At 66.1% G+C, this 17254-nt stretch carries 17 protein-coding genes; 10 read left to right on the plus strand and 7 right to left on the minus strand.

The genetic code is table 11. From position 1 onward, the window contains the following. The first annotated feature begins 46 nt into the window (after nucleotides 1–46). From RX330_RS06010 to RX330_RS06020, 3 genes are all read left to right on the plus strand, one after another. Nucleotides 47–1603: a DUF1800 family protein gene (locus tag RX330_RS06010; RefSeq protein WP_317242383.1), complete on the plus strand. Its 1557-nt coding sequence runs from the start codon at nucleotides 47–49 to the stop codon at nucleotides 1601–1603. After that, on the plus strand, nucleotides 1600–2823 hold the full coding sequence (locus tag RX330_RS06015; protein ID WP_317242384.1) for a DUF1501 domain-containing protein: 1224 nt from the start codon (nucleotides 1600–1602) through the stop codon (nucleotides 2821–2823). The genes RX330_RS06010 and RX330_RS06015 overlap by 4 nt, the downstream gene beginning before the upstream one ends. A 148-nt stretch (nucleotides 2824–2971) precedes the next feature. Beyond that, entirely contained in the window at nucleotides 2972–3295 is a 324-nt protein-coding gene (locus tag RX330_RS06020) for an antibiotic biosynthesis monooxygenase family protein (RefSeq protein WP_212080358.1), read from the plus strand. A gap of 16 nt (nucleotides 3296–3311) precedes the next feature. On the opposite strand, the gene RX330_RS06025 is transcribed toward RX330_RS06020, so the two are convergent. The 6 genes from RX330_RS06025 to RX330_RS06050 all read right to left on the minus strand — a co-directional run bounded on the left by RX330_RS06025 (nucleotide 3312) and on the right by RX330_RS06050 (nucleotide 7210). After that, nucleotides 3312–4253, minus strand: a complete 942-nt coding sequence (locus tag RX330_RS06025; RefSeq protein WP_317242385.1) for an aldo/keto reductase — start codon at nucleotides 4251–4253, stop codon at nucleotides 3312–3314. A 255-nt stretch (nucleotides 4254–4508) separates the two neighbouring features. Beyond that, nucleotides 4509–4964 carry a GNAT family N-acetyltransferase gene (locus RX330_RS06030; RefSeq protein ID WP_317242386.1) on the minus strand — a complete coding sequence of 152 codons (456 nt, stop codon included), beginning with the start codon at nucleotides 4962–4964 and terminating at the stop codon, nucleotides 4509–4511. Nucleotides 4965–5047: 83 nt separating this feature from the next. Next, nucleotides 5048–5860, minus strand: coding sequence for a PAS-domain containing protein (locus tag RX330_RS06035; protein ID WP_317242387.1), 813 nt, complete (start codon nucleotides 5858–5860; stop codon nucleotides 5048–5050). Between the two features lie 128 nt (nucleotides 5861–5988). Further along, nucleotides 5989–6147 carry a hypothetical protein gene (locus RX330_RS06040; protein WP_317242388.1) on the minus strand — a complete coding sequence of 53 codons (159 nt, stop codon included), beginning with the start codon at nucleotides 6145–6147 and terminating at the stop codon, nucleotides 5989–5991. A gap of 73 nt (nucleotides 6148–6220) precedes the next feature. Beyond that, entirely contained in the window at nucleotides 6221–6397 is a 177-nt protein-coding gene (locus RX330_RS06045; protein WP_212080375.1) for a hypothetical protein, read from the minus strand. 162 nt (nucleotides 6398–6559) lie between these two features. Then, on the minus strand, nucleotides 6560–7210 hold the full coding sequence (locus RX330_RS06050) for a glutathione S-transferase family protein (RefSeq protein WP_212080377.1): 651 nt from the start codon (nucleotides 7208–7210) through the stop codon (nucleotides 6560–6562). Nucleotides 7211–7801: 591 nt separating this feature from the next. On the opposite strand from RX330_RS06050, the gene RX330_RS06055 reads away from it, so the two are divergent. The 7 genes from RX330_RS06055 (at nucleotide 7802) to RX330_RS06085 (ending at nucleotide 15897) form a co-directional block, all read left to right on the plus strand. Then, nucleotides 7802–9004 (plus strand): pyridoxal phosphate-dependent aminotransferase, encoded by a 1203-nt coding sequence (locus RX330_RS06055; protein ID WP_212080379.1) that lies wholly within the window; start codon nucleotides 7802–7804, stop codon nucleotides 9002–9004. Nucleotides 9005–9169: 165 nt separating this feature from the next. Further along, nucleotides 9170–9649: a DUF992 domain-containing protein gene (locus RX330_RS06060; RefSeq protein ID WP_212080382.1), complete on the plus strand. Its 480-nt coding sequence runs from the start codon at nucleotides 9170–9172 to the stop codon at nucleotides 9647–9649. A gap of 159 nt (nucleotides 9650–9808) precedes the next feature. After that, entirely contained in the window at nucleotides 9809–11857 is a 2049-nt protein-coding gene (locus tag RX330_RS06065) for an elongation factor G (RefSeq protein ID WP_317242389.1), read from the plus strand. 298 nt (nucleotides 11858–12155) lie between these two features. Beyond that, on the plus strand, nucleotides 12156–12428 hold the full coding sequence (locus tag RX330_RS06070; protein WP_026201995.1) for a helix-turn-helix domain-containing protein: 273 nt from the start codon (nucleotides 12156–12158) through the stop codon (nucleotides 12426–12428). A 114-nt stretch (nucleotides 12429–12542) separates the two neighbouring features. Continuing rightward, on the plus strand, nucleotides 12543–14285 hold the full coding sequence (locus RX330_RS06075; RefSeq protein ID WP_317242390.1) for a SulP family inorganic anion transporter: 1743 nt from the start codon (nucleotides 12543–12545) through the stop codon (nucleotides 14283–14285). An 88-nt stretch (nucleotides 14286–14373) separates the two neighbouring features. After that, nucleotides 14374–15213: a shikimate dehydrogenase gene (locus RX330_RS06080; protein ID WP_317242391.1), complete on the plus strand. Its 840-nt coding sequence runs from the start codon at nucleotides 14374–14376 to the stop codon at nucleotides 15211–15213. Nucleotides 15214–15270: 57 nt separating this feature from the next. After that, complete coding sequence (locus tag RX330_RS06085) at nucleotides 15271–15897, plus strand: hypothetical protein (protein ID WP_317242392.1); 627 nt, start codon at nucleotides 15271–15273, stop codon at nucleotides 15895–15897. Between the two features lie 115 nt (nucleotides 15898–16012). Here the strand turns inward: RX330_RS06085 and RX330_RS06090 are convergent, their stop codons facing one another. Next, entirely contained in the window at nucleotides 16013–17149 is a 1137-nt protein-coding gene (locus RX330_RS06090) for an alpha-hydroxy acid oxidase (protein ID WP_212080392.1), read from the minus strand. Between the last annotated feature and the right edge of the window lie 105 nt (nucleotides 17150–17254).

Genomic DNA, 17254 nt, shown 5'->3' on the forward strand with positions numbered 1-17254 from the left:
GCGCGCGGACTCGGAAAGCGGCTCCCGCCACGCGAAGGACAAATCGATGGCCCGCGATTCGCAAGCCGCGCTCGTCGCGCTCAACCGTTTTGGCTTCGGCGCCCGCGGCGGCGCCTCGGGCGATCTCGTCAACGCAAGCTCCGATCCGCGCGGCTTCGTGAAGGCCGAGCTCGCGCGTGCGAGCGGCGTGCTGCTGGAGGCGCCCGGCCTGCAATCGACTCAGCAGCTCGGGCAAGCCGTGTTCGCCTATCAGGATCAGGTCAGGCAGGCGCGCGAAGCCGCGAAGGCCGCCGGGCCGGCCGAGACGCCGCCGGTTGCGCCAGCCGAGCAGAAGCCCGCCCTCCGCCGCAATCTCTCGCTGAATGCGGCAGCAACGGAGGTCGCCGGCCAGATGACGGAGGCAAAGCCGGCGGATAACGCGGCGAAGCCGGAGGCGATGCAGCCCAACGCCGCTGCGCCGCCGGCCGCAAAGCCGGCTCCGCAGCCGCTCAACGTCATCCAAAAGACCTTCCGCGCCGAGGCGCTGGCGCGGCTGCAGCGCGCCACGCTGGCCGAATGCGGCTTCACCGAGCGCCTCGTCGTGTTCTGGTCCAACCATTTCTGCATCTCAGCGAGCAAGGGCGAGCTGGCGCGGATCTGGGCCGGCGCGTTCGAGCGCGAGGCGATCAGGCCGCACGTGCTCGGGCGCTTCGCCGACATGCTGAAAGCCGTCGAGCAGCATCCGGCGATGCTGTTCTTCCTCGACAACCAGCAATCGCTCGGCCCGGATTCGCGCGCTGGCCAGAACCGCAAGCGCGGGCTCAATGAGAATCTGGCGCGCGAGATCATGGAGCTGCATACGCTCGGCGTCGGCGGGGGATACACGCAGGACGACGTCACCTCGCTCGCGCGCATCATCACCGGCTGGACTTTCGCCGGCCGGCAAGGGCAGCTCGGCGCCCCCGGCTCCTTCGTGTTCAACTCCAATGCGCACCAGCCCGGGCCGCAAATGCTGCTCGGCAAGACCTATGAGCCGACGGGGCTCGCGCAAGGCGAGGCCGCGCTCGCCGACATCGCGCGGCATCCGTCGACCGCGAACTTCATCGCCGCCAAATTCGTCCGCCACTTCGTTGCCGACGATCCGCCGCCGGCACTCGTCGCGCGCCTGCGCGATGTCTTCGTCAAGACTGATGGCGACCTCAAGGCGCTTGCCATGGCGCTGGTCGATTCCGAGGAAGCGTGGCAAGCGCCGCTGACCAAGATGCGCTCGCCTTACGAGTTCCTCGTCGCGAGCGGCCGGCTGCTCGCGCGGGTGCCGGAAGATCCGAGCCGCTATCTCAATGGCCTCAATCTGCTGGGGCAACCGCTATGGTCGCCGGCCGGGCCCAACGGCTTTCCCGACACCAACGCAGCCTGGGCCGCGCCCGAGGGCATGAAGCTCAGGCTCGACATCGCGGCGCAGATTGGCTCGCGGCTCGGCAGCAATATCGATCCGATCGACCTCCTGGAATTCGCGGCAGCCGATGCGGCCTCCATCGAGACGCGGCGAGCGGTCGAGCGTGCGGAGTCGCGACAGCAGGCGCTGACGCTGCTGTTGATGTCGCCGGAAATGCAACGGAGATGACGATGATCGATTGCGTCGAGAACCGGCTTCTCACCTCGCGCCGCGGTCTGCTGCTCGGCGGCGCCTCGTTCGCGGCCTGGGCTTACCTGCCGAAATTCGCACGCGCCGCCGATGGGCGCGATCCCCGCCTGATCGTGGTGATCCTGCGCGGCGCGCTCGACGGGCTGGCGACCGTGGCGCCGCTCGGCGACCCCGACTATGCCAGCCTGCACGGCTCGATCGCGCTCAGCGCAGATGGGGCGCATCCCGCGATCATGCTCGGTAGCTTCTTCGTGCTGCATCCGGCCATGCCGGAATTTGCGCGCATGTACCGCGACAGGCATGCCGCGGTGATCCACGCGGTGGCGACGCCCTATCGCGACCGCTCGCATTTCGACGGCCAGGACGTGCTCGAAAGCGGCTACGCCGGCCCGGGACGCGTGCAATCCGGCTGGCTCAACCGCGCGCTGGAAGCGCTGCCGCGCGGCGAGCGCGTATCGAGCGGCCTTGCGGTTGGGCCCACCACGCCACTGGTGCTGCGCGGCAATGCGCCGACGGTCGGCTGGGCGCCGGTGGCGCTGCCACAGGCCGACGACGACACCGCGATGCGCCTCGTCGATCTCTACCGCCACCGCGATCCCGCATTGGCCATGGCGCTGTCGCAAGGCCTCCAGCTCGACAAGGCCGCCAGCGGCGACGACATGAAGCGGAAGCCCGGCAATGCCGTCGCGCAGATGCGCCAGGTGGCGCGTGGCGCGGCCAAGCTGATGGCGGCGGACGACGGCCCGCGCATTGCCGCACTTGCTTTCGACGGCTGGGATACGCATGCCAATGAAGGCGGCCCGGTCGGCCGTCTCGCCTTCCTGCTCGGCGGGCTCGACGGCGCAATCGCCGAATTCGAAAGCGGCCTCGGCGATCGCTGGCGCGACACCGTCGTTGTGGTCGCCACCGAATTCGGCCGCACCGCGCGCATCAATGGCACCGACGGCACGGATCACGGCACCGGCACGATCGCGCTGCTCGCCGGCGGCGCCGTGACGGGCGGCCGCGTCATCTCGGACTGGCCGGGCCTCAAGCTCGCCAACCTCCATGAAGGGCGTGACCTCAAGCCCACAACGGATCTGCGTTCGGTCATCAAGGGCGTGCTGCAGGATCAGTTCGGCCTGTCCGACCGCGTGCTGGCCGAGACGGTGTTCCCGGACAGCGCGAGCGCAAGGCCGATGAAGGGATTGGTTGCCTAACCCACTGCCGTCATTCCGGGGCGCGCGTAGCGCGAACCCGGAATCCATCTCCCCGCTGGCTCTGCTGCAAAATGGATTCCAGGTCTGCGCCTTGCGGCGCATCCCGGAATGACGAGATAATCGCCCGAACACCAGGAGAACCACACCCATGTACATCGCCATGAACCGCTTCCGCGTCGCCAAGGGCTCCGAGGCCGCCTTCGAGCAGGTCTGGCTTTCGCGCGACACGCATCTGGACAAGGTGCCGGGCTTCGTCGAATTTCATCTGCTGCGGGGCCCCGAGCTCGAGGACCACACGCTGTATGCATCGCACACGGTCTGGGCGAACCACGCCGCGTTCGAGGCCTGGACCAAGTCGGAAGCATTTCGGGCCGCGCATCACCGGGCCGGTGACAACAAGCCGCTCTACCTCGGCCATCCCCAGTTCGAAGGCTTTGAGGTGATGCAGACGGTCGGACGCGGCGCCAAGTAACGCGCCGCGTCGAAGATCAGCCCAGAGTGATCTTGTCGATCTCGGCCATCTCCTCGGCGCTGAGCTTCCAGGAGATCGCCTTGACGTTCTCCTCGATCTGCTCGACGCGCGTGGCGCCGGCGATCACGCTGGACACCTGCGGGCGCGCGGCAAGCCAGGAGAAGGCGAGCTCGAGCATGCTGTGACCACGGGCCTTGGCAAAGGCCTGGAGCTTCTCGACCATGTCCTCGTTGCGCGGTGTGACATAGCGGTCGCGCAGGGCCGGTGCCTTGGCAAAGCGGGTGTCGGCGGGTGCGGCCGCGCCACGCTGATACTTGCCCGTGAGCAGGCCGCTTGCGAGCGGGAAGAACGGCAGCAGGCCGAGCTTGTACTCTTGCGCCGCCGGCAGCAGATCCTTCTCGATGTCGCGCACGACGAGGCTGTATTCGTCCTGGCACGAGACGAAGCGGCTGACGTTCATCGCGCGCGCGGTGAACTCGGCTTCGGCGATGCGCCAGGCCGGGAAGTTGGAATTGCCGATGTAGCGCACCTTGCCCTGGCGGACGAGGTCGTCCAGCGCGCGCAGGCTCTCCTCGATCGGCGTCAGAGGGTCATAGTCGTGCTGCTGGTAGAGATCGACGTAGTCGGTCTTGAGCCGTTTCAAGCTGGCCTCGACGGCGTCCATGATGTAGCGGCGCGAGGCGCCCTGCCTGGTGCCGTCGGTCGCCATCGGCTTGGCATATTTGGTGGCGAGCACGATGTCCTTGCGGCGGTCGCCGAGCACGGTGCCGAGCACCGTCTCCGAGCAACCCATGCCGGCATAGATGTCGGCGGTGTCGAACAACGTGATGCCGAGATCGAGCGCGCGATGGATCACCTTGCGCGAGGTCTCCAGATCCGTGCGCTGGCCGAAATTGTTGCAGCCGAGTCCGACCGCAGACACGCGAAGGCCGGAGGCGCCGAGATTGCGAATTTCCATGGGAGATCCTGTCGGAGATGAGCAGCCACTCATTGTGACCACCGCGAGCCGCCCCAGCAAGGCGCTCGCCGCGCTGCTGCCATGCCGGCAAGGCGGACAAAAAAATGCGGCCCCTGTCAGACGCGGCGACTGACGGGGACCGCTTTGGGGCGCTTGATCGGTGACGGGGGGGCCAGATCAGACGCAGGTGCAGCGTAGCCGCGCTATGTTACGCGCGGGTGACAGGCGGAGTTATCCACAGGATGCGTGCTGCGATCAGAACAGCTTGCGATAGACGATGAAGCCGGACCGCTCCGCGACCTTGTCGTACAGGCGCTGCGCCGTGAGATTGGTCTCGTGCGTCTGCCAATAGACGCGTGGCGATCCCGCCAGTTTCGCCCGCTCATACACGCCGTGAATCAGCGCCGAGGCGACGCCCTTGCCGCGTGCGGCTTCAAGCGTGAACAGGTCCTGCAAATAGCAGGACGGCTCGATCGCGGTGGTGCTGCGATGAAACAGATAATTCGTCATGCCGAGCAGCTTGCCGTCGCTCTCGGCGACCAGCCCGTGCACCGGCTCATAGGCGTCGAAGAAGCGCTGCCACGTCATCCGCGTGATCTCCGGAGCGAGCGCGGTCGGGCCGGCGCGGCCGTAGAAGGCGTTGTAGCCGTCCCACAGCGGCAACCATTGATCGTAGTCCTGCCTGGCGACGGAGCGAATGGTGAGCGACATGGGAAATTCCGCGATCTCGGGGCACGACGAAGCGATGTCCTTCATACGTGATGATCGCGTTGCCGATCAATCGTGTCGTTACATCACTCCGCGACCCGCAGATACCGGATCAGCTTGCGGCCTGCGGGATCGCGCAGCGAGCGGTAGTAGTCGGCTCGTGACGGCGCGTCGGTGTGGCGGACCAGATCGGTCACCGGCGTGTAGCTCAGCATCCGGCCACCGTTGGGCAGCGCGGCGCAAACGAAGCGCAGCACCTCGCCGTTGCGCAAGGCGATGTTGATTGGCGTAGCATCGCCGATCCGCACCATCTCCATTCGCTGCGCGATGAAGGTCCCGAGCTCGTCTTCGGGCAGCTCGAACGCGCCGGTGTCGCGGCCGTGATACATCAGCGCGATGAAGGGCGGCTTGCCGTCGGCGATCTCGTCCGGCACCGCAAAGTAATCGCGGAACGCGCGGTTGATGAACTCGGCCCGCGTCTCGGCATCGAGCAGCACGATGCCGATATCGACCTGGTCGAGCGCGGCCGACAGCCGTGCGGCGGTGGCGTGGCTTCGGCGCTCGGCCGCGAACGTGCCGAGCAGCCGCTCGCGCATCAGGCCGGTAATGGCTGCGGTGCCGGCAGCGGTGATGGCCAGAAGGCCGAGCCGGACCAGATCGGGGTTGCCATATCCGGCGATGCCGTGCTGGTTGAGGAAGAGCAGCGCGGCGCCGATCACCGCGACGGCTGCGCTGGTCATGGCCGAGGCGAGACCCGACAATGCGCCGGCAAGCGCCACGATGCCGACGAGCAACGGCGAGGGCGAGGGAGTGGGGACAAAGCGATCGAGGAACATCGCCAGCAGCAGGGTTGCTGCCGTCAGCACCGGACCGGAGATCGCACGCCATCCGAACCGCATGGACCAGTCTCGCTCCTCCCGAACGAGGTAAGACCGCAACTCTGACTGATCGTTGCGCCACAGCGGTGCGTTTTCGCGCGGCGTGCTTAAGGCCCGCTTGTCGGCAAGTGTAAGGCTTTCGGATGATTTTAGATCAGATGCGCGAGCTTGAAGGGTTGTTGCGGCGCAGGCGCATTCAGCGTCGACGTTCCCGGGCCCTTGCGGGTGCCGACGACAATCAACAGTGATGCCGCGACCAGGATGGCCGCGGTCAATGTGATTGCAACGACTACCACAGGTGATTTCATCGACGTCCCGTTGCGATGCCGGTCGGCCCGGGGCATGCAGCGCCTTGACGGCTGGACCAGGATGAAACGGGAATCAGACCGGCAGGCCCATCGCCATGGTCGCCTTGGTCGACAGCACCGTCAGGGTGACGATCAGGCACAGCGAGAGCGCGGCGACGGCGAGCGAGGCCGCGACCGCGTTGGTCAGCCGGGAAGACGCGACGGTATCGGGATGGCCGCGAAAGCCTGCCGTGCCGGACGCCCGTATCATGGTCTAAATCCTTCAATGCGCGAGCGAATCACCCGCGACTTTCCACAATTTCCCAGTTTCAACCGGCAACATTGCGGCGGCTCTCGTGCTGAAAATGGCCATATTGCGGCAAATATTACCTTTATACCCGCTATTCCCTGGAGCCGGGTAGGGCGGGCGCCGTCAGGCGCTGGCGGCGATGCTGGCGGGGTCGTCGATATCGGCTGGCCGCCAGTCCATCGATACGAAGCCGGGAGCGGCTTCCACCCGCTTCAGCCAGTCCCGGATCGCAGGGAAGGCCTCGAGATCGAAGTCGCAGCGGTCGGCCAGGTGGGTATAGCCGTACAGCGCGATGTCGGCGACCGTGAGCTGGCGCGCGGCGAAATAGGCGTTGGTCTTGAGGTGGTTTTCCATCACCTGGAGCGCGCCATAGCCGCGCTCCATCCAATCTTCCAGCGAATGGGTCTGGAGGTCGCGGCCGCCCTTGACCAGTGACAGCCAGAAATAGGCGGCGCCGATGTTCGGTTCGAGCGCGTGCTGTTCGAAGAACATCCATTGCAGCGCCTCGGCGCGGTCGATGCGGTTCTCGGGCGCAAGCGGAGTGCCGACGGCGACGTACCAGAGGATGGCGTTGGACTCTGCGAGATAGCGGTCGCCGCCGACCTCGAGCAGCGGCACCTGTCCCGACGGGTTCTTGGTCAGGAAGTCCGGCGTGCGGCTTTCGCCGCGCAGAATGTCCACCTCGATCGCTTCGTAAGGCAGGTTGAGCAGCGCCAGCGCAAGGCGGACCTTGTAGCTGTTGCCTGAGCGTTGCATCGAATAGAGCTTGTACATTCTGGGAAGTTCGGATCCGAGGATGGGAAGGCGCGGCGCTCGTGACCTCGCGACGCGGCTAAACAATGATGCCGATGCGAATCCGCCGCAAGGGCCGGCCAATAGAAAAACTCGAAAACCCTACCGCACTGCAGCGGTGCAGAAGATCATTTTCGCGCGACGCTGCAAATCGGATCACGCTTGCGTCAATGCCCCGGCGCATTGCCCTGCGAGATCGTGAAGCAGGCAGAGCATCGTATCGACGAACGGGCGGGACCAATGCCTCCGCATCGTCATAGCCGGGCTCGCTTCGCCAAAGCGGTATCGCCCGGGCAGGCGGGACCAGCCGGGCAGGACGGCGTGTTGGTTTCTGCGCGCATTCCAACGTGCAAAATTGCTCCGAGGACAGGCCTTGCCGGATATGAGCAAATCCGGAGGCAAAGTTGCGGAAAATTGCGGGAAGTCTCGCCTCGAAACGCGTTCCGCCCGTAAGTTTTTCCGGGATCGGGCCGAAGTTTCTTGCGGTGCAGTGACTCACGTTTTAGGGTAGCTGCATTCCCACAATCGGAGTCGTGAGGCGAAAGGTTTCACGACGCTTGTCAGGAGATGACGATGTCCTTCCTTGCCGCTGCGCTCGACCGTGTGAAGCCGTCCGCGACCATCGCGGTCACGGATAAAGCACGCGCGCTGAAAGCGGCGGGCCGCAACGTCATCGGCCTCGGCGCCGGCGAGCCCGACTTCGACACGCCCGCCAACATCAAGCTGGCGGCGATCCACGCCATCGAGGCCGGCAAGACCAAGTACACCGCGGTCGACGGCATTCCCGAGCTGAAGGACGCGATCATCGCCAAGTTTCAGCGCGAGAACGGCGTCACTTACAAGCCGAACCAGATCATCGTCGGCACCGGCGGCAAGCAGGTGCTGTACAACGCGCTGATGGCCACCATCAATCCGGGCGACGAGGTGATCATTCCCGCGCCGTATTGGGTCAGCTACCCTGAGATGGTGGCGCTCGCCGGCGGCGAGCCGGTGCCGGTGGTCTGTACCGCCGCGACCGGTTTCAAGCTCCAGGCCGAGGCGCTGGAGCGTGCGATCACGCCCAAGACCAAATGGGTGATCCTGTGCTCGCCGTCGAACCCGACGGGAGCCGCCTATACGCGTTCGGAACTGAAGGCGCTCACCGACGTGCTGGTGAAGCATCCCCATGTCTGGGTGATGACCGACGACATGTACGAGCACCTCGTCTATGACGACTTCCAGTTCACCACGGTCGCGCAGGTCGAGCCGAAGCTCTACGACCGCACGCTCACCGTGAACGGCGTATCGAAGGCCTATTGCATGACGGGCTGGCGCATCGGCTATGCCGGTGGCCCCGCGCAGCTGATCAAGGCGATGTCGACGATCCAGTCGCAATCGACTTCGAACCCGTCCTCGATCGCGCAATGGGCCGCGGTGGAAGCTCTGAACGGTCCGCAGGACTTCATCCCCGCCAACAACAAGGTGTTCAAGGAGCGGCGCGACCTCGTCGTCTCCATGCTCAACCAGGCCAAGGGGATCGAATGCCCGCGTCCCGAGGGCGCCTTCTACGTCTATCCGTCCTGCGCCGGCACGATCGGCAAGACCGCGCCGTCGGGCAAGGTGATCGGCAATGACGAGGACTTCGTCACCGAGCTCCTGGAAACCGAAGGCGTCGCCGTGGTGCAGGGTTCGGCCTTCGGCCTTGGACCCGCCTTCCGCATCTCCTACGCGACGAAGACCTCGGACCTCGAAGACGCCTGCAAGCGCATCCAGCGCTTCTGCGGCAATCTGCGGTAAGCACGCTGCAAGGCCTCGCGAAACGGCCCGCCACTGGCGGGCCTTTTTGTTGCGCGCACGCTTATCGCCGCGCGCGATCTGGCACCATTGAGCCTCTTGTGGCATAGACGCTCCACGCGGGGCGGGTGATCTCTGCTCGCATCACATCATCGCCGGAGACATTTCATGCGCCGTTCGTTCATCCTCGCCGGGCTCGCCGCCGCCAGCCTCGTTGTCTCCGTCGCTGCGGCCGGCGCGCAGCAGCGGATGGCGCGGGTCGGTGTGCTCGAATGCCGTGGCGGCGCCAGTGTCGGCTTCATCGTGGGATCGGTGACCCATCTCGGCTGCGTGCTGCGTGCCGACGGCCTGCCCGACGATCGCTACGTCGCGACGATCCGTAAAGTCGGTCTCGACATCGGCATCACCCAGGAGACGGCTTTGGCGTGGGGCGTGTTCGCACCGGTCGACCGGCTCGGCCCCGGCGATCTCTCCGGCAACTACGCGGGCGCGCAGGGCAGCGCCTCGGTCGGCGTCGGCCTTGGCGGCAACGTGCTGGTCGGCGGCTCCAACAATTCGATCTCGCTCCAGCCGCTCAGCGTGCAGGGTCAGGTCGGCCTCAACGTTGCCGCTGGCCTCGAGAGCCTGGAACTTCGTCCGGGCCGCTGACGCCCGACGACGGCAGTGCTGCTTGCCTCTCTCGGGAGAGGTGGAACACCATCGACGCACCGCAGCGACGTTTGATGCTTGCCAAATCTCGGGGACGGGCAGAGCATCTCCGTTTGCCGACCCAATCATGGGCCGAGCTCCACAAGAAGGAGGCGGCGAATGGGACAAGACGTCAGAAGTCCCCGAGGTCCACGGTGCATCGCGCTGGTGGGCCCTTTCCAAAGCGGTAAAACCACACTTCTCGAAGCAATACTGGCGCGAACGGGCGCAATCCCGCGCGCCGGCAGCGTCGACGCCGGAACGTCCGTCGGCGACGCCACCCCGGAGGCCCGTCATCACAAGATGACCGTCGGGCTGACTGCCGCCACCACGAGTTTCATGGGCGACAGCTATACCTTCCTCGATTGTCCCGGTTCCGTCGAGTTTGCCCACGACATGCGCGCCGCGTTGCCCGCGGTCGATGCGGCGATCGTGGTCTGCGAGGCCGACGAGAAGAAGCTGCCGCAGCTTCAGATCATCCTGCGCGAGTTGGAGGAGCTGAAGATCCCGCGTTTCCTGTTCCTGAACAAGATCGACCGCGCGAGCCAGCGCATCCGTGAGACGCTCGCGATGCTGCAGCCCGCCTCCCGCGTGCCGCTGGTGCTGCGCCAGATCCCGATCTGGAAGGGCGAGCTGATCGAGGGCTTCGTCGATCTCGCGCTGGAACGCGCCTTCATCTATCGCGAGCACAAGGCCTCCGAGGTGATCGCGCTCGAAGGCGGCGATCTCGATCGCGAGAAGGAGGCCCGCTTCTCGATGCTGGAGAAGCTCGCCGATCACGACGATGCGCTGATGGAGCAACTGCTCGAGGACATCCAGCCGCCGCGTGATGCCGTGTTCGACGATCTCGCCCGCGAGTTGCGCGAGGGGCTGATCTGCCCGGTGTTGCTGGGCGCCGCCGCGCGCGAGAACGGCGTGCTGCGCCTGATGAAGGCGCTGCGTCACGAGGCGCCGGGCGTCGCGGAGACCGCAAGACGTCTCGGCGTGCCCGAGAGCAAGGATGCGCTCGGCTACGTCTTCAAGACACTGCATTCGCAGCATGGTGGAAAGCTGTCGCTGACGCGGCTGCTTGCCGGCCATCTCGACGACGGTGCCACGTTGCAATCCGCCTCCGGCGGCTCCGGGCGCATCTCCGGCATCCTCGCCGTCAACGGCGCCTACGACACCAAGCGCGCTATGGCCGAAGCCGGTGACACCGTGGCGCTCGCCAAGCTCGATCCCGTCAGGACCGGCGATACGATATCGAACGGCAAGACCCCGCCGGCCGCGCTGGCCGTCACGGAGCCGACGCCGCCGGTGCTTGCGATCTCGATCGCCGCCACCGACCGCAAGGACGACGTCAAGCTCGGCCAGGCGCTGGCGCGGCTGCACGAGGAGGATCCCTCGCTCGTCGTCGTGCAGAACGCCCAGACCCACGACACTGTCTTGTGGGGGCAGGGCGAGATGCATCTGCGCGTCGCCAGCGAGCGGCTGCGCGACCGCTTCGGTATCAAGCTCACCTCGCATCCGCCCGGGATCGGCTATCAAGAAACCATCCGCAAGCCGATCACCCAGCGCGGGCGCCACAAGAAGCAGTCCGGCGGCCACGGCCAGTTCGGCGACGTCGTGCTCGACATCAAGCCGCTGCCGCGCGGCGACGGCTTCAAATTCACCGAGAAGGTGGTGGGCGGCGCCGTGCCGCGCAACTACATCGGCGCGGTGGAGGAAGGCGTCGTCGACGGACTGGCGCGCGGTCCGCTCGGCTTCCCCGTCACCGACGTGCAGGTGACGCTGACCGACGGCTCCTACCACAGCGTCGACTCGTCCGACCTTGCCTTCCGCACGGCGGCGCGGATCGGCCTCAATGAAGGCCTGCCGCAATGCCAGCCGGTGCTGCTGGAGCCGATCCACGTCGTCGAGATCGTCTGCCCGACCGATGCGACCGCCAAGATCAATGCGATCCTGTCGGCGCGGCGTGGCCAGATCCTCGGCTTCGACACTCGCGACGGCTGGAGTGGCTGGGACTGCGTCCGCGCCATGATGCCGGAAGCCGAGATCGGCGAGCTGATCGTGGAGCTGCGCTCGGCCACCGCCGGGGCCGGCAGCTTCACGCGCCAGTTCGACCACATGGCCGAAGTCACCGGCCGCGCCGCCGACCAGATCATCGCCGCGCATCAACACGCCGCGTGATCGGTTTCGCGCGGTAAGGGACGCACCGCCCTCTCACTCCCTCTCCCCGTTCTTACGGTGAGAGGGAAGCGTGAGCGGCTGCCTCCGCGCGTGCGGAGCTTCCTTAAGGCTGCGGTTTCTCCAAGCGTCATTGCGAGCGCAGCGAAGCAATCCAGGGTCTTTCCGGGGAGGAATTCTGGATTGCTTCGCTGCGCTCGCAATGACGGAGGAGGCGCTTGCATTCGTCGTAAGATGATGTATTTTACATCATTGTATATGTTTAGGATATCACTTATACTATCTCATACGTGAGGCCAAGGTGATTACCTCGTTTCAAATGCGGGCAGCCCGCGCGCTGCTCGGCATTGACCAGAAAACCCTGGCCGAGCTCGCCGGCGTTTCGTTGCCGACCATCCAGCGGATGGAGGCCAGCACCGGCAACGTGCGTGGCGTGGTCGAGACCCTGATCAAGGTGGTCGAGGCGTTCGACCGGGCCGGCGTCGAGCTCATCGGCGAGCAGGTCCGCAGCGACAGCGGCGGGCGTGGCGTTCGCTTGAAGGAGCCCGGGCCGCCGCGCCGCGTCGGGGCATGATCGGGACGTTGATCGTGCTCGGGATCAAGATGGGCTAGTGCATCGTCGCACCTCGGCAACAGGGACGCGCACGATGTTTTGGAGCATCGTGGGGCAGCGGAGCACTTTGCCGAGATGAGCATCACAAGCGATCACGCCAGCCGGCTGCATCAGCTGCGTCAGCCGACCTTTGCCGAATTGTATCTGCCCAAGCTCGTCACCGTCTGGCGGGAGGGCTACGGCCTTGCGGATTTCCGCGCCGACGTCTTCGCGGGCCTGACCGTTGCGATCGTGGCACTGCCGCTGTCGATGGCGATCGCGATCGCCTCGGGCGTGACGCCGGACCGCGGCCTCTACACCGCCGTCGTCGGCGGCTTCATCGCCTCGCTGCTCGGCGGCAGCCGGTTTCAGATCGGCGGACCTGCCGGCGCGTTCATCGTATTGGTCGCAGCGACCGCGGAGCGCCACGGCGTCGACGGCGTCATTCTCGCCACCATGATGGCGGGCCTGTTTCTGATCGCCGCGGGCCTGCTGCGGATCGGGACCTACATCAAGTTCATTCCCTATCCGGTGACGGTCGGCTTCACCGCCGGCATCGCCGTGATCATCTTCGCCAGCCAGCTCCGCGATCTCGCAGGCATCACGCTCGCCGGGAAAGAGCCGAGCGAATTCGTGCCGAAGCTCGTTGCGCTCGCCGGTGGCATCAATACCGTCAATCCCTCAGCCGTCGCGGTCGCCATCGTCAGCGTCGCCATCATCGCGATTTTGCGCCGGTGGCGGCCGTCCTGGCCTGGCATCCTGATCGCCGTCGTGTTCGCGGCTGTCATATGTGCGGTGTTCTCGCTCCCGGTCGAGACCATCGGCTCGCGTTTCGGCGGCATTCCGCGCGAATTGCCGTCGCCAGCCTTGCCGGCGTTCTCGATCGCGAAGGCGAGCGCCGTGCTGCCGGATGCGATCGCGTTCGCGCTGCTGGCCGCGATCGAATCGTTGCTGTCCGCGGTGGTCGCCGACGGCATGACCGGGCGCCGCCACCGCTCCAATTGCGAGCTCGTGGCGCAAGGCGCCGCCAATATCGGCTCCGCGCTGTTCGGCGGCATTTGCGTCACCGGACTGATCGCGCGCACCGCGACCAACATCCGTGCCGGCGCGCGCGGGCCGCTCGCGGGCATGCTGCATTCCGTCTTCCTGTTGCTGTTCATGCTGATCGCGGCGCCGCTCGCGAGCTACATCCCGCTCGCCGCGCTTGCCTCGGTGCTGGTCGTGGTGGCCTGGACCATGGCGGAGAAGCACGAATTCGCGACGCTGCTGCGCTCGTCATGGGGCGACGCCGTCGTGCTGCTCGCGACGTTCCTGCTGACGATCTTCCGCGATCTGACCGAGGGCATCCTGGTCGGCTTCGCGCTCGGCGCGGTGCTGTTCATCCATCGCATGGCGGAGATGACGGGCATCGAGGAGCGCTCTCCACTGGTCGCCGGTGATCGTCCCGACGACGGCAATGGCGATCGCGTGCCCTACGATCCTGCGCTTGCGGTCGATCGCGACGTGCTGGTCTATCGCATCACCGGTGCGTTCTTCTTCGGCGCGGCCTCCGCGATCGGAGGGGTGCTCGACGGGGTCGCCGACAAACGCAAGGCCTTCGTGGTCGATTTCTCCGCGGTGCCGTTCCTGGACTCCACGGCGGCCAACGTGCTCGGCCGCGTCGCCGCCAAGGCGCACCGCCAGGGCATCCGGCTGTTCATCACGGGGGCTTCGCCCACGGTCCGCAGGGCGCTGCTCACCCATGGTGTGACCCCGCCGCGCGCGCGCTATCGCACGACCCTCGAGCGCGCGATTGCCGACATCAAGGGCGGCGCGGGCGAGGAGGCGGCTGCGAGTTGACGGCAGGCACCTCCCGCCGCCACCGCGCTTGACAGGCCGGGCGCGACACGAAATGGATCGCCTCGGGAACACGACCCTCGAGGGAAAGATGACCGCGCCCAAAGCTCCTGCAGCCTGTCTGATCGGATGGCCCGCCGCGCATTCGCGCTCGCCGCTGATCCATCATTACTGGCTGCGCACGCTGGGCATTGAAGGCGGCTACGTCATCGAGGCGGTGCCGCCCGACGACTTGCGCGATTTCGTGCTGCGGCTGTCGTTGCGCGGCTTCGTCGGCGCCAACGTCACCATTCCGCACAAGGAGGGCGTGCTGGCGCTGTCGACGCCCGATGCCCGTGCAAAGGCGGTGGGCGCGGCCAACACGCTGTGGTTTGCCGACGGCGAGCTGCGCTCGACCAACACCGATGTCGAAGGCTTTATCAACAATCTCGACGCCAGCGCGCCCGGCTGGGGAGCGGCCGAGGAGGTGCTGGTGCTCGGCGCCGGCGGTTCCTCGCGTGCGGTCATATTCGGGTTGCTCGACCGCGGCATCAAACGCGTCCATCTTGCCAACCGTACCCTCGCGCGGGCCGAGGCGCTGGCAAGGCAGTTCGGGCCAAGCGTGCATCCGCTGCCGTGGGACGGCATCGACGATGTGCTGCCGCGCGCAAAACTTCTCGTGAACACGACCTCGCTCGGCATGCATGGCCAACCATCACTCGATGTTGATGTCGCACGCCTGCCGCCGGCGGCGGTCGTTGCCGACCTCGTCTATGTCCCGCTGGTGACGCCGCTGCTCGCCGCCGCCGCGGCGCGTGGCCTGAGGACCGCCGACGGGCTCGGCATGCTGCTGCATCAGGCGGTACGCGGCTTCGAGCTGTGGTTCGGCCGGCGGCCTGAGGTCACGGCCGAGCTGCGCGCATTGGTCGAGGCCGATCTCACAAAGACTTGAGAGAATAGCGCACGGTGTCTCGGAGTTCTCTATCCGTGGGGACAATCGGAGACCGTCATGTCTGTTCAACGTGCAACTTTCACACGTCCGCTGATCGCCGTCGCGATGGTGGCCGTCTCGACTTACTGCGCCTTCGCCCAGAAGGCGCCGGTGCCGACGCGCGTGCGCGGCACCATCGAAGCCGTCAATGGCGACATCATGCAGGTGAAGTCGCGCAGCGGCGAGGACGTCAAGCTGCGTATCGCTCCTGACGTGAACGTCTCGGGCATTACCAGGATCTCGCTCGCCGACATCAAGCCGGGTTCGTTCATCGGCGCGACCACGGTGCCGGGGCCGGACGGCGGCCAGAACGCCGTCGAGGTGCATGTGTTTCCGGAGAGCATGCGCGGCACCGGCGAGGGCTCGCGACCCTATGATCTCAAGCCCAACTCCAGCATGACCAATGCGACGGTGGCGGAAAGCGTCGTCGGCAATGACGGCCATACGCTGCTGGTCAAGTACAAGGACGGCGAGAAGAAGGTGTTCGTGGCCGACAACACGCCGGTGGTGACCTTCGTGCCCGGCGACAAATCCGAGTTGAAGGCCGGCGCCAAGGTCATCGCCTTCATGAAGCAATTGCCGGACGGCTCGTTCGAGACCAACCGCGTCAGCGTCGGCCGTGACGGCCTGACGCCGCCGATGTGAGCAGGAGCGGGTGTAGCGCGCACACGCGCCCCGATCTCTGCCGTCGTCCCGGACAAGCGCCAGCGCGGATCCGGGACGACAGTGGTGTCGAGGCGGGCCTTTCGCGCCTCAATCCTCACATCGCAATCACATGATCGTCGATCTCGTCGATCCGGTTGACGCCGCACAGGCCCATGGTGGTGAGCAGCTCTTTCTGGATGATGTCGATCGCCTTGGCGACGCCGGCCTGGCCGCCGGCGCCAAGGCCGTAGGCATAGGCGCGGCCCAGCATGCAGGACTTCGCGCCGAGCGCGAGCGCGCGCATCACGTCCTGGCCGGAGCGGATGCCGCCGTCGAACATGATCTCCATCCGGTCACCGACCGCGTCGGCGATCTCGGGGAGCACCTCGATCGAGGAGGGCGCGCCGTCGAGCTGACGGCCGCCATGGTTGGAGACGACGAGGGCCTGCGCCCCGGTCTTGACGGCCTCCTCGGCATCCTCGACGTCGAGGATGCCCTTGATGACGAGCTTGCCCGGCCAGATGCTGCGGACCCACTCGACGTCCTTCCAGTTCAGGGACGTATCGAACTGTGAGGCCGTCCATTCGGCAAGGCGGTTGAGATCCTCGGTGTTCTTCACGTGACCTGCGATATTGCCGAAGGTGCGGCGCTTGCCTTGCAGCACACCGGAGACCCAGGTCGGCTTGCTGGCGAAATCCAGCAGCTTCGACAGCGACCATTCGGGGGGCACCGTCATGCCGTTCTTGATGTCGGCATGGCGCTGACCGATCACCTGGAGGTCGACGGTGAGCACGAGCGCGCTGCACTTGGCCGCGATCGCGCGCTCGATCAATTCCTTGATGAAGCCGCGGTCCTTCATGACGTAGAGCTGGAACCAGAACGGCTTCTCGACATTGGCCGCGATGTCCTCGATCGAGCAGATCGACATGGTCGATTGCGTGAACGGGATACCGGCGGCCTGCGCGGCGCGACAGGCGTGGATCTCGCCGTCACCATGCTGCATGCCGAGCAGGCCCACGGGGGCCAGCATCAGCGGCATGGTCGAGGGCTCGCCGAGGATCGTGGTCGAGGTGTCGCGCTTGGAGACGTCGACCAGGATGCGCTGGCGGAACTTGATCGCCTGCATGTCCTCGCGGTTGGCGCGCAGCGTTTCCTCGGCATAGGAGCCGCGGTCGCAATAGTCGAAGAACGCCTTCGGCACGCGGCGCTTATGCAGGGCGCGAAGATCGTCGATACAGGTAATATGCTTCATGCTCGTTTCCCCGGCCCGTCTCACTCGGAAGTCTTGCATCGGAAGATTTCGAGGTCATCTAGCATGGTTGGATGCACAGCCAAATCGTTTGCAGAACGTTTTGCA

The sequence above is a fragment of the Bradyrhizobium sp. NDS-1 genome (genome assembly GCF_032918005.1).
In the GTDB taxonomy this organism is placed as follows: domain Bacteria; phylum Pseudomonadota; class Alphaproteobacteria; order Rhizobiales; family Xanthobacteraceae; genus Bradyrhizobium; species Bradyrhizobium tunisiense.